The sequence below is a fragment of the Actinoplanes missouriensis 431 genome (assembly GCF_000284295.1).
GTDB lineage: Bacteria > Actinomycetota > Actinomycetes > Mycobacteriales > Micromonosporaceae > Actinoplanes > Actinoplanes missouriensis.
Map to the genome: position 1 here is coordinate 1,431,292 of NC_017093.1, position 11,848 is coordinate 1,443,139.

Sequence of the window (11,848 nt, forward strand, 5' to 3'; positions counted from 1 at the left end):
AAGACGCTTCGAACCCGGTACTCGCGGCGCACAGGACCGCACCTCTCGGCCGGATGGCGACCGGCCGGTCGGTGGCCCGGCGGCGGACCGCACCCCCGCCGCCGGGCTCCCGGCCGAACTACCCGAGGAACGCCCGATAAAACAGCACCAGGCCGATGGCCGTGCCGAACGTGACGATCACGTACCGCAGGATGTGCGCCGGCATCCGGCGGGCCAGGCGGGCCCCGGCGTACCCGCCGACCACCGTGGCCGGGGCGAGCGTCAGCACCGCCGCCCAGTTCACGTCCGCGAAGAGGGCGAAGACCAGCACCGTTACCAGCCCGACTGTCGCGGAGAGGACGTTCTTCAAGGCGTTGATCCGCTTCAGCGGCTCGTCCAGGATCAGCGCGAGCGCCGCCACGTACATGACGCCCAGCGCCGCTCCGAAGTAGCCCCCGTAGATCGCGCCGACGAACACCACCAGCTGCAGCGTGATCGCCGCGCGCCGCGGCGACATCGCCCGGGGATGCCCGACCAGGCCGCGCAGCCGCTCCTGGAACGCCAGCGTCGCCGCCGCGCCGAGCACCAGGAACGGCACCACCACCTCGAACGCCCGGGCCGGGGTGAGCAGCAGCAGCGCGCACCCGGCCACCGACCCGAGGGCCGCCGCGACCAGGGCCCGGCGCACCCGGCTGCCCTGGCCGGCGAGGTCCGCGCGGCTGCCGGCCACGCTGGAGACGTAACCCGGGAAGACCGAGACCGAGTTGGTCACGTTCGCGTCGATCGACGGCAGGCCGGTGGCGATCAGCGCCGGGAACGTGATCAGGGAGCCGCCGCCGGCGATCGCGTTGACCGCACCGGCGGCGACACCGGCGGCGACCAGCAGGAGGATGTGCGTGAGATCCATGGTGCGAGTGAATCTACGGGCTTTCCGGGTACGGTGCTCCGGTCGTACCCAAGCGGGGGTGGGAACCTGAGACGGCGCCGTCAGGCGCGGCAGATGATCTCGCCGTGCGGGATCGCGAACCAGCCGTCGGGATCGTCGGCCCAGCGGTGCCAGCCGGCGGAGATGCGCTGCAGATCAGTTTCGGTCGCGGCCCCCGTGCGAAGTGCGGTGTCGGCCATATCCGACTTGAGGATGCGATCGGCCCACATGCCGCCCCACCACTGACGGTCCTCGTCGGTGGCGAAGCACCAGACGCTCGCGGTCGCCGTGACGTCCGTGAAGCCGGCGGCACGCGCCCACGCCAGCATCCGCCGACCGGCGTCCGGCTCGCCGCCGTTGCCGCGGGCCACCCGCTGGTAGAGGGCGAGCCACTCGTCCAGCTCGGGGACCAGCGGGAACCAGTGGAATCCCGCGTAGTCGCTGTCCCGGGCCGCCACCACGCCGCCCGGACGGGTGACCCGGCGCATCTCCCGCAACGCGGTGACCGGATCGGCGACGTGCTGCAGCACCTGATGGGCGTGCACCACGTCGAACGTGTCGTCCGGGAAGTCCAGCGCGTGCACGTCACCCACCGCGAAGTCCACGTTCGGCAGGGCGTGCCGGCCCACCTCGGCGCGGGCGAGGTCGAGCGCGTCGGCGGTGCGCTCCAGCGCGGTGACCCGGCCGGGTGTGATCCTCCTCGCCAGGTCCGCCGTGATGGTGCCGGGGCCGCATCCGACGTCCAGCAGGGAAATTCCGGAGGAAAGATGCGGCAGGAGGTAGGCCGCCGAATTCTCTGCGGTGCGCCAGCGGTGCGAGCGCAAGACCGACTCGTGGTGTCCGTGCGTGTACGTCGCCATGCCGTCGAAGCTAGACCTGCTGTCCCTGATTTTGAGACATGTTTCCCGGATATTGGACAACCAGATTTCTTGGTACGCAGTTCAGGCCGTATTTTGGTGTGCATGAGGATCGGCATCGTCGGCGCGACGGGACAGGTCGGTGGCGTCATGCGCCGCATCCTGGCCGAGCGCGCCTTCCCCGTGGACCAGCTTCGTCTCTTCGCCTCCGCGCGCTCCGCGGGCCGGACCCTGCCGTGGGGGACCGGCGAGGTGACCGTCGAGGACGCGGCGACCGCGGACTACAGCGGTCTCGACATCGTGCTCTTCTCGGCGGGCAAGGGCGGCTCCAAGGAGTACGGGCCGCGCGTCGCCGAGGCCGGCGCGGTCGTCGTCGACAACTCCTCCGCCTGGCGGATGGACCCGGACGTCCCGCTCGTCGTCGCCGAGGTGAACCCGGACGCGGCCCGCAACCGTCCGAAGGGCATCATCGCGAACCCGAACTGCACCACGATGGCGGCCATGCCGGTGCTGCGGCCGCTGCACGACGAGGCGGGTCTCGTCGCGATGGTCGCCACGACGTACCAGGCGGTCGGCGGCGCCGGGCTCGCCGGCGTGGCCGAGCTCGACGAGCAGGTCAAGAAGGTGGCCGACCGGGCCACCGAGCTGACCCACGACGGCTCCGCGGTGGAGTTCCCCGAGTCCCGGGTCTTCCCGAAGCCGATCGCGTTCAACGTGATCCCGCAGGCCGGCTCGTTCGTGGACGACGGCTCCGGCGAGACCGACGAGGAGCAGAAGCTCCGCAACGAGAGCCGCAAGATCCTGGACCTGCCGGAGCTGCTGGTCTCCGGGACCTGCGTGCGGGTGCCGGTCTTCACCGGTCACTCGATCCAGGTGAACGCCCGCTTCGCCCGGCCGCTGTCACCGGCTCGCGCGCGTGAGCTGCTCGCGACCGCGCCCGGCGTGGAGCTCTTCGACGTGCCGACCCCGCTGCAGGCGGCCGGTCGCGATCCGTCCTACGTGGGCCGGTTCCGGGTCGACCCCACCGTGGAGAACGGTCTGTCCTTCTTCATCTCGAACGACAACCTGCGTAAGGGTGCTGCTCTGAACGCCGTGCAGATCGCCGAGCTGGTCGCGGCTGAACTCCGCTGATTGCACTCCGTCGTTTGTGAACTGCCCCGGTTTCGGCCGGGGCAGTTCTTTTTTGCATGGAAATTTGGGACTTTTTGCCCGAATCGGTAGCGCATGGCCGGTTTTAGCGGCACAGTGATGGAATGAACGACAGTGGGCTCGGCGGGGCAGGGTACTTCTGGTGCCTCCGCGACCACCGGGTTGAGAGCGGCGACCAGGTGTGTCCCGCCCAATACCGGCTCGGTCCCTACGCCACGGCCGACGAAGCGACGCGGGCACTCGACACCGTCGAGAAGCGCAATGCCGAGTGGGATGCCGAGGATGCCCGCTGGACAGGGGAAGCCAGCTGAATGCACGGACTACTCCGGCCGTCGAATCGTTGAGTCGCGGTAGAGCCGTCTCCGGCGCAGACGTGCCCGCAGTCATTCGCAAGGAGGAACACCTCGATGCCCGCTGCCAAAAAGGCAACGATGAGACCCGCCGCGTCCGCTCGGGGAGCGGTTTCCGGTAGCGCTGTGCCCGCCGCTCGTGGCGGTTCCAAGGCCGTCAAATCCTCGGCCAAGTCTTCGGGGTCGCCGGCTTCGAAGTCGCGGGTCACCGCTCGGGTTCCTGAGGAGAAGCCGGCGGCCAAGTCCAGCCGTTCGGGCACCGCCGGGAAGAAGGGCGCCGGTGCGGCGTCTGCCGGTAAGGCTGGTGCTGGTGCTGGTGCTGGTGCTGGTGCTGCGTCCAAAGGCGCCCGGCGAACCGGGAAGGCGGTTGCGGCCGCGGCGCCCAAGCAGGCTGTTCGCAAGGCTGAGGTGGCACCTGCGGTGAAGCGGAGCGCCGGGGCGAAATCGGCTGTGGTGAAGCAGAAGAAGCCGGGTGCGGGGTCCGCGTCGAAGGTTGCCGCTTCCACGTCGAAGGTTGCCGCGTCTGCGTCGAAGGTTGCCGCGTCTGCGCCGAAGGTCGCCGTGGTGAAGCAGAAACGTGGCGGTGCGGTGAAGCCGGTGGCCGCTCCGAAAGCTGTGGTGCCGGTGGCTCGGTCCGGGCGGCCGCGGCGGGTCGCCGCGGCGATGAGCGCGCATCCGCAGGGGCAGGTCACCGTCTCCACGGAGGAGTTGCGGAGGATGGATGAGGTCGATCCCAGCCAGATCGAGGACGTGCCGTTCGAGCGGGGATGGTTCCCGCGGCACTCCGGGCCGGCCATGCCGCATACGGATTCGGACCAGTGGGGATCGGACCGGCCGGATCTGGAGGCGCTCGGGTCCGGTGGGGACCGTTCCGGGGATGAGCCGGAGTCCGGGGATGGGGCGTCGTCGGATGAGTCGCTGAGCGAGGACGATGTTCCTGAGTCTGAGGGCGATTTGTCAGTGTCTGAGGTGGTTGCTGAGGAAGAACCGGCGCCGGTTGTTTCTCCCGCTGTTGCGGATGTGGAGGTTCGGCGTAACGGGGCTTCCGCTGGGGTGGGGGCTTCGTCCGCGGTTCGGCCCGGTGGGGCTCGGGTGGCGAAGGCTGGGCCGGCTCGGACCACCGGGGCCAAGGTGGCTCGGGTCTCGGGGGTGGGCGTCAAGAAGGCGGCTGCGGTGGGGGTCGCTTCCGAAGAGGTAGCGCCTCGGGCGGCTGCTGCGCCTCGGGCGGCTGCTGCGCCTCGGGCGGCTGCTGCGGCCAAGGCTGGAGCTGGAACTGCGGCTGGGGCTGGTAAGGCCACGGCTAAGAGGGCCACCACGGCGAAGTCGGCGGCTTCTAAGGCTGCGGCCACGAGGACGGCTGCGGCGAAGACCGCGGGGGCTAAGGCGGCTTCGGCTAGAACGGCTGTGGCTAAGACGACTGCTGCAAAGACGACTGCGGCTAAGAGGGCTGTGCCCGGCGGTGCTGCGGCTGCGAAGAAGGCAACCGCCAAGATGACGGGAACGGCCAAGGCCGTTGCCGCCAAGCGGACGCCGATCAAGGCCACAGCTGCGAAGTCCACCGCGGCCAAGGCCACGGCAGCCAAGTCCACCGCAGCCACAGCCAAGACGGCCAAGGCCACGGCGGCTAAGGCCACAGCTAAGACGGCCGGAGCCAAGACGGCCACAGCCAAGAAGACCGCTGTGAAGGCGACCGCTGCGAAAGCTTCGGCGTCGAAGAGCGCGGCAGTGAAGACCACCGCGGCGAAGACCGTGGGTTCCAGGAGTGTCGCCAAGACTGCGGCTACCCGGGCCACCGCCAAGACCGCGGCTTCCAAGATTGCTGGCGTTAAGGCGACGGGCACAAAGGCCGCTGTGTCGCGGGCAAGCGCTGCGAAGGCGACAGCGAGCAAGGCGACCGCTGCGAAGACGACTGCGGCCAAGACAGCGGCGGCCAAGACGACTGGGGCCAAGGCGACGGCGGCCAAGGCGACCGCGGCTAAGTCGGCGGGCGCGAAGGCAACGGCGGCTAAGACAACAGCGACGAAGGCTGCGGCTGCCAAGAAGACTGCCAAGACCGCCGCGACCAAGGCGGCTGCGGCTAAGGCCACGGCTGCCAAGGTGACCGCCTCCCGGGCTACACCTGCGAAGACAACCGCTGCCAAGGCCACAGCCGCGAAGAAGGCGACCAAGGCGGCTGCGACCAGGATGACCGCGGCAAAGACGGCTGCGACGAAGACGGCCGCATCCAAGACGGCGACGAGCAGGGCGACCGCCACTAGGGCAACCGCCACCAAGGCGACTGCTGCCAGGGCGACTGCGGCCAAGGCGACGACTGCAAAAGCGACGAAAGCGACGGCCGCGAAACCGGCGACCGCCGCCAAAAAGGCCACGAAGACGGCCGCCACCAAGGCCACGGCGACAAAAGCGACCGCGAACCGAACCACCGCCACCAAGGCCGCGACGGCAAAGGCCGCCACGGCAAAGGGTGCTACGGCAAAGGCCACGACCGCGGCCGCCAAGAAAGCCCCCGCCGCCAAGGCCAACGCCAAAGCGGCCACCGCCCGGAAAGCCACCACGACCGGAACCGTCGGCCGGACTTCCGCCAACAGATCCGCCGCGGCCAAAGTGAGCAGCCCCGCTGCCAATGCGGCCAAGGCGACTCGGGTCACCCGTACCAGTGGGGTGAATGCCAGGTCTCGCACCGCCGAGCCGGTGAAAGCGACGCGCAAGCGATAGCGACTGACGCGGGCCACGCCGAAGGGCGTGGCCCGCGGCGCATCACCCCGCCTGATAGGAATGGCGGGTGCCGATCAAAAAGGTGATAGCGCCCCAGATCGACTTCTCCGGGCTGCGGCAGGAACTGCGGTTGCCGGAGGAGTTCCCGGCTGCCGTGCTCGCCGACGCGGAGGCGGCCGCGCGGGACACGGCGCTTCCGGCGACGGACCGGACCGACGTGCCGTTTGTGACGATCGATCCGGCTTCCTCCCGCGACCTGGACCAGGCGATGCATCTGAGCCGGCGTGCCGGCGGCGGTTACCGGGTGCGGTACGCGATCGCGGACGTCGCCACGTTCGTTGCGGCAGGCGGTCCGGTCGCGCAGGAGAGTTGGGTACGGGGTCAGACCGTCTACCTCCCCGACGGCCGCATCCCCCTGCACCCGCCGGTGCTCAGCGAGGGCGCCGTGAGCCTGTTCCCGGACGCCGACCGTGCCGCGGTGCTGTGGACGATCGACCTGGACGCCGACGGCGCGACAGTCGCGGTGGAGCTGGAGCGGGCGCGGGTCCGCAGCCGGGCGAAACTCGACTACGACAGCGTGCAGCAACAGGTCGACGCCGGGACCGCTCCGGAGTCCGTCGCGCTGCTCCCGGAGATCGGCGCCCTGCTCGCCCGGCGCGCCGCGGACCGGGGCGCGGTGAACCTTCCCCTGCCGTCCCAGGAGCTCGAACGCGACGGTGAGGGCTGGCGGCTGGTGCTCCGGGCGCCGCTGCCGGTCGAGGAGGACAACGCGCAGATCTCCCTGCTGACCGGCATGGCCGCGGCGAGCATCATGCTGTCCGGCGGCATCGGGTTGCTCCGTACGATGCCGGCCCCGAAGCCCGAGGCGGTGGAGAAACTGCGCGCCGCAGCGGCCTCGCTGGGCATCGCCTGGCCGTCCGGCGCCTCGGTGGGAGCGGTGGTCGCCGCCGTGGACCCGGCGAACCCGCGTGGCGCGGCCTTCCTGGAGCAGGCGGCCGACCTGTTGCGCGGGGCGGCGTACACGGCCTTCGGGGTGCAGCCGCCCGAGGCCGGCGGTAACGGCAACGGCGGAAGCGTGGTGCCGGGTGTGCCGGAGCTGACCGGGCACGGCGGGGTGGGCGCGCCGTATGCGCACGTCACGGCACCGCTGCGACGGCTCGCCGACAGGTACGCGACGGAGATCTGCCTGGCGCTGCACGAGGTCCGGCCGGTGCCGGACTGGGCCGTCGAGGCGCTGCCCCGGCTGCCGAAGGCGATGTCCGCCACCGACCGGATCGCCTCGGCGGCCGACCGTGGCGCGATCGACCTGGCCGAGGCGGTGCTGCTGGAGCATCGGGTGGGGGAGACGTTCGAGGCGGCCGTGCTGGACCGGGAGGAGCCGTCCGAGAAGCGCCCGCCGCAGGGCACGATCGCCATCGACGACCCGGCGGTCCGGGCGCGCTGCCTGGGTGATCTGCCTTTGGGACAGCGGGTCCCGGTGCGTCTCACCACCGCCGACCCGGCAACCCGGACGGTTCGCTTCGAGGCGGCCTGACCCGGGACTCCGGGTACGGCGACGCCACGTCCTGAGCCGGAGCCGGTTCGACGAGTGCCTGCTCACGCCCCTCGCCGCGATCGAATACTCCCGTGGGAGGGGATCGCTGCTCGGGAGCGGCGATCCCCCGTACCGTCGGTGGGTCAGAAGGTGTGTTCGGCGGCGGGGAACTCGCCGCTCTTGACCTCGGCGGCGAATTGGCGTGTTGCCTCTGTCAGGGCGCCGGCCAGGTCGGCGTAGCGTTTGACGAAGCGTGGAGCCTTGCCGGTTCGCAGACCGGCCATGTCCTGCCAGACCAGCACCTGGGCGTCGGTGTCCGGGCCGGCGCCGATGCCGACCGTGGGGATCTGCAGCTCCTTGGTGATCTGCTTGGAGACCTCGCCGGGGACCATCTCCAGGACCACGGCGAACGCGCCCGCGTCGGCGACCGCGCGGGCGTCGGAGATGACCTCGGCACCCTCGTTCTCGCGGCCCTGCACGCGGTAACCGCCGATGGTGTGCTCGCGCTGCGGCGTGAAGCCGATGTGCGCCATGACCGGGATGCCGGCGCCGGTGATCGCCTCGATCTGCGGGGCCATCCGGCGGCCGCCCTCGAGTTTCACGGCGTGACAGCCGCCCTCTTTCATGAAGCGGACCGCGGTGCGCAGCGCTTGCGTCGGGCCCTCCTCGTAGCTGCCGAACGGCAGGTCCCCGACGATCAGCGCGGTCTTGGTGGCCCGGACGACGGCCTTGACCAGCGGCAGCATCTCGTCGACGGTGACCGGGAGGGTGGTCTCGTGGCCGTAGACGTTGTTCGCGGCGGAGTCGCCCACCAGCAGGACCGGTACGCCCGACTGGTCGAAGATCGACGCGGTGTACATGTCGTAGGACGTGAGCATCGGCCAGCGATCGCCGCGGGCCTTCGCGTTGATCAGGTCACGGGTGCGGACGCGACGGGTCGGGGGTCCGCCGTACAGGGTGGGAATTTCCGACATCTCGCTATCTCCTTCCCTCGAGGCCGCTCGGCTGCGGTCCCCGGGTGCGATAAATCGTCGCACCGGGAACCGTCCGACGGTCAGAGGTCAGTGGAGGTTTTCACACGGCTTTTTCGCCTTCTCGAAACAGGTTCGTAATGGGGAGGCGACGGTCCCGCCCGAACGCCTTGCCCGAGATCTTGGTGCCTGGCGCGGACTGGCGGCGCTTGTACTCGGCGAGGTCGATCATGCGGAGCACCCGGTCGACCAGTGCCGGGTCGTTGCCCGCGTCGACCAGCTCGGCGCGGCCCATGTCGTGGTCGACGTATCCCTTGATGATCGGGTCGAGCAGCTCGTAGTCGGGCAGCGAGTCCGAGTCCTTCTGGTCCGGCCGCAGTTCGGCGCTCGGCGGCTTGGTGATCGAGTTCTCCGGGATCGGCGCTGGGATCGGCGCGTTCACCTGGGCGTTCCGCCAGCGGGCGAGCTTCCACACCATGGTCTTCGGCACGTCCTTGAGCGGATTGAACCCGCCGACCGAGTCGCCGTAGAGCGTCGAGTACCCGACCGCCAGCTCGCTCTTGTTGCCGGTGGTCAGCACCAGGTGGCCCTCCTGGTTCGAGAGCGCCATCAGGATCACGCCGCGGACCCGGGCCTGCAGGTTCTCCACCGTGACGCCGGAGAGCGACATGTTCGCCAGGAACGCGTCGACCATCGGCTGGATCGGCTCGGTCCGGTAGTCGACGCCGGTGCGCTTGGCCAGCTCGGCGGCGTCGTCGCGGGAGTGCTCGGAGGAGTAGCCGCTGGGCATCGAGACGCCGACGACGCGGTCCGGGCCGAGGGCGTCGACAGCGATCGCCGCGACCACGGCGGAGTCGATGCCGCCGGACAGGCCGAGAATGACCGACCTGAAGCGATTCTTGTTGACATAGTCGCGCAGGCCGAGCACGAGAGCGGCCCACACCTCGGCCTCATCCGCGATCCGCTCGGCGATGCCGCCTTTAGCCGAACTGTCCGAGATGTCAGTCCGGAAGCCCACTACTGATACGCGACTGATCTCCATCTCGTCCGCGATCGACTCCTCGACCCGCGGCGCCACCGCATCCGTCGACCCCTCCGGATTCGGAACCGCATCCGCCGCCGGCAGATCCAGATCGTGTACGAGCAGACCCTCGGTGAACTGCCCGGCCCGCGCGAGCAACTCCCCGTCCCGCGACACGATCATGGAGTCACCGTCGAAGACCAGCTCGTCCTGCCCGCCGACCGCGTTCACATAGGCGACGGTGGCGCCCGCCTCGGCGGCCCGCCGCTGCACCAGAGGTAGCCGTACATCATCTTTGTTGAGCTCGTAGGGCGAAGCGTTGATGTTGACGACCAGCCCGGCGCCGGCCCGCCGTGCCGCGGTGAACGGCCCGCCCGCCTGCCAGATGTCCTCACACACGGTCAGCGCCACGTCCACCTCGCCGAGCCGGACCACGGTCAGCGCGCCGCCGGGCTCGAAATACCGGTCCTCGTCGAAGACGCCGTAGTTGGGCAGGTGGTGCTTGAAGTAGGTGGCGACCACCTCGCCGCCGTAGAGCAGCGCCGACGCGTCCCGGCGGCCGCTCCCGGCCACCGCGTCCGAGCTGGTGTGCGCCGGCCCGTCGGCGTCCACGTAGCCGACCACCACGGCGAGCTCGCCGAGCCCATCGCCGACCAGGGCCGCGGCAAGGTCGTGCAGCGCCTGGCGGGACTCGGCGACGAACGAGTTCCGGAAGACCAGGTCCTCGATCGGATAGCCGGTCAGCATCATCTCGGGGAAGGCGACGAGGTGCGCGCCGGCCCGGGCTGCCTCGCGCGACCAGCGGCGTATCGCCTCCGCGTTGCCGCCGATGTCACCGACCGTCGAGTTCACTTGAGCAAGGGCGATCCGCAGCGTGGGCATGGCCTCATTCTTCCCCGGGAAGGGGCCTTTGGATCCTGACCCAGGGCGACGTCACAGGCCGTGGTCAGCGTAGTCTCGGCGGGAAGGATCGATACCGGCACGAGGGGTGGAAGTGGACCGACAGCAGGAGTTCGTGCTTCGCACGCTCGAGGAGCGCGACATCCGTTTTGTCCGTCTCTGGTTCACCGACGTGCTGGGCACGCTGAAAAGCGTGTCGGTCGCCCCGGCTGAGCTCGAGTCGGCCTTCGAGGAGGGCATCGGCATCGACGGCTCGGCGATCGAGGGCTTCGCCCGGGTCTACGAGTCGGACATGGTCGCCATGCCGGACCCGACCACCTTCCAGGTCTTCCCGTTCGAGGGCGGCGTCAGCGGCGAGAGCGCCCGGATGTTCTGCGACATCCTGATGCCGGACGGCAGCGCCGCCTGGGCCGACCCGCGCCACGTGCTGCGCCGCGCCCTGGCCAAGGCCGCCGAGAAGGGCTTCACCTTCTACACCCACCCCGAGGTCGAGTTCTTCCTGATCCAGGACGGGCCGAGCGACGGCTCGGTGCCGATTCCGGTGGACAGCGGCGGCTACTTCGACCACACCACCCACGCGATCGCCCGGGACTTCCGCCGGCAGGCCGTGCTGGCGCTGGAGCGGATCGGCATCTCGGTCGAGTTCAGCCACCACGAGGTCGCCCCCGGCCAGCAGGAGATCGACCTGCGCTATGCGGACGCCCTCACCACCGCCGACAACATCATGACGTTCCGGCACGTGGTCAAGGAGGTGGCGCTCTCCCAGGGGGTGAAGGCCACCTTCATGCCGAAGCCGTACACCGACCAGCCGGGCTCCGGCATGCACACCCACCTGTCGCTGATGGAGGGCGAGCGCAACGCCTTCTACGACAGCGAGGACCCGCAGAAGCTGTCGAAGACGGCACGGGCGTTCATCGCCGGTCTGCTGGTGCACGCCCGGGAGTACACGGCGATCACCAACCAGTGGGTGAACTCGTACAAGCGGCTCTTCCCGCTGCAGCTGCCGGACCGGATCACCGAGTCGCCGGCGTTCGTGAGCTGGGGCCACCTGAACCGTTCCGCGCTGGTCCGGGTGCCGGCGTTCGGCAAGCCCAGCTCGGCGCGCGTCGAGGTGCGGTCGATCGACTCGGCGGCCAACCCGTACCTGGCTTTCGCGGTCATGCTCGGCGCCGGCCTCAAGGGCATCGAGGAGGGCTACGAGCTGCCCCCCGGTGCCGAGGACGACGTCTGGTCGCTGTCGCCGGCCGAGCGCAAGGCCGCCGGTTACGAGGCGCTGCCGGAGAACCTGTCCGAGGCGATCGAGGTGATGGCCGGCTCGGAGCTGATCGCCGAGGTGCTCGGCGAGCACGTCTTCGACTTCTTCCTGCGCAACAAGCGGGCCGAGTGGGAGCAGTTCCGCCGCGAGGTCACGCCGTACGAGCGCCAGCGGTACCTCGGCGCGCTCTGA

The 11,848-nt window shown here is 70.0% G+C and carries 9 protein-coding genes; 5 read left to right on the forward strand and 4 right to left on the reverse strand.

Annotated elements, in window-relative coordinates; genetic code table 11:
* Window positions 1–118: 118 nt before the first annotated feature.
* Window positions 119–886, reverse strand: coding sequence for a sulfite exporter TauE/SafE family protein (locus AMIS_RS06765; protein ID WP_014441459.1), 768 nt, complete (start codon window positions 884–886; stop codon window positions 119–121).
* A gap of 80 nt (window positions 887–966) precedes the next feature.
* Window positions 967–1,764: a class I SAM-dependent methyltransferase gene (locus AMIS_RS06770; RefSeq protein WP_014441460.1), complete on the reverse strand. Its 798-nt coding sequence runs from the start codon at window positions 1,762–1,764 to the stop codon at window positions 967–969.
* Window positions 1,765–1,866: 102 nt separating this feature from the next.
* Between AMIS_RS06770 and AMIS_RS06775 the strand changes: the two genes are divergently transcribed.
* The 4 genes from AMIS_RS06775 to AMIS_RS06795 all read left to right on the forward strand — a co-directional run bounded on the left by AMIS_RS06775 (window position 1,867) and on the right by AMIS_RS06795 (window position 7,509).
* The gene (locus AMIS_RS06775; protein WP_014441461.1) at window positions 1,867–2,892 is read left to right on the forward strand and encodes an aspartate-semialdehyde dehydrogenase; all 1,026 of its coding nucleotides are present in this window, start codon (window positions 1,867–1,869) and stop codon (window positions 2,890–2,892) included.
* Between the two features lie 122 nt (window positions 2,893–3,014).
* Window positions 3,015–3,221 carry a hypothetical protein gene (locus AMIS_RS41515; RefSeq protein WP_014441462.1) on the forward strand — a complete coding sequence of 69 codons (207 nt, stop codon included), beginning with the start codon at window positions 3,015–3,017 and terminating at the stop codon, window positions 3,219–3,221.
* 459 nt (window positions 3,222–3,680) lie between these two features.
* The gene (locus AMIS_RS42325) at window positions 3,681–5,975 is read left to right on the forward strand and encodes a hypothetical protein (protein ID WP_157434756.1); all 2,295 of its coding nucleotides are present in this window, start codon (window positions 3,681–3,683) and stop codon (window positions 5,973–5,975) included.
* Window positions 5,976–6,042: 67 nt separating this feature from the next.
* On the forward strand, window positions 6,043–7,509 hold the full coding sequence (locus AMIS_RS06795; protein ID WP_014441464.1) for an RNB domain-containing ribonuclease: 1,467 nt from the start codon (window positions 6,043–6,045) through the stop codon (window positions 7,507–7,509).
* 143 nt (window positions 7,510–7,652) lie between these two features.
* Here the strand turns inward: AMIS_RS06795 and panB are convergent, their stop codons facing one another.
* Together panB and AMIS_RS06805 are read right to left on the reverse strand one after the other, a co-directional pair.
* A complete protein-coding gene (gene panB / locus AMIS_RS06800; protein ID WP_014441465.1) occupies window positions 7,653–8,483 on the reverse strand; it encodes a 3-methyl-2-oxobutanoate hydroxymethyltransferase in 831 nt (276 codons plus the stop codon).
* A 100-nt stretch (window positions 8,484–8,583) separates the two neighbouring features.
* Complete coding sequence (locus AMIS_RS06805) at window positions 8,584–10,383, reverse strand: NAD+ synthase (RefSeq protein WP_014441466.1); 1,800 nt, start codon at window positions 10,381–10,383, stop codon at window positions 8,584–8,586.
* 112 nt (window positions 10,384–10,495) lie between these two features.
* Between AMIS_RS06805 and glnA the strand changes: the two genes are divergently transcribed.
* A complete protein-coding gene (glnA, locus tag AMIS_RS06810) occupies window positions 10,496–11,848 on the forward strand; it encodes a type I glutamate--ammonia ligase (protein ID WP_041829595.1) in 1,353 nt (450 codons plus the stop codon).

What these genes read in the sequence shown, in the direction of transcription:
- AMIS_RS06765 (WP_014441459.1), bottom strand. Translation starts at nt 886, where the DNA reads ATGGATCTCACGCACATCCTCCTGCTGGTCGCCGCCGGTGTCGCCGCC.
- AMIS_RS06770 (WP_014441460.1), bottom strand. Translation starts at nt 1,764, where the DNA reads ATGGCGACGTACACGCACGGACACCACGAGTCGGTCTTGCGCTCGCAC.
- AMIS_RS06775 (WP_014441461.1), top strand. Translation starts at nt 1,867, where the DNA reads ATGAGGATCGGCATCGTCGGCGCGACGGGACAGGTCGGTGGCGTCATG.
- AMIS_RS41515 (WP_014441462.1), top strand. Translation starts at nt 3,015, where the DNA reads ATGAACGACAGTGGGCTCGGCGGGGCAGGGTACTTCTGGTGCCTCCGC.
- panB (WP_014441465.1), bottom strand. Translation starts at nt 8,483, where the DNA reads ATGTCGGAAATTCCCACCCTGTACGGCGGACCCCCGACCCGTCGCGTC.
- AMIS_RS06805 (WP_014441466.1), bottom strand. Translation starts at nt 10,383, where the DNA reads ATGCCCACGCTGCGGATCGCCCTTGCTCAAGTGAACTCGACGGTCGGT.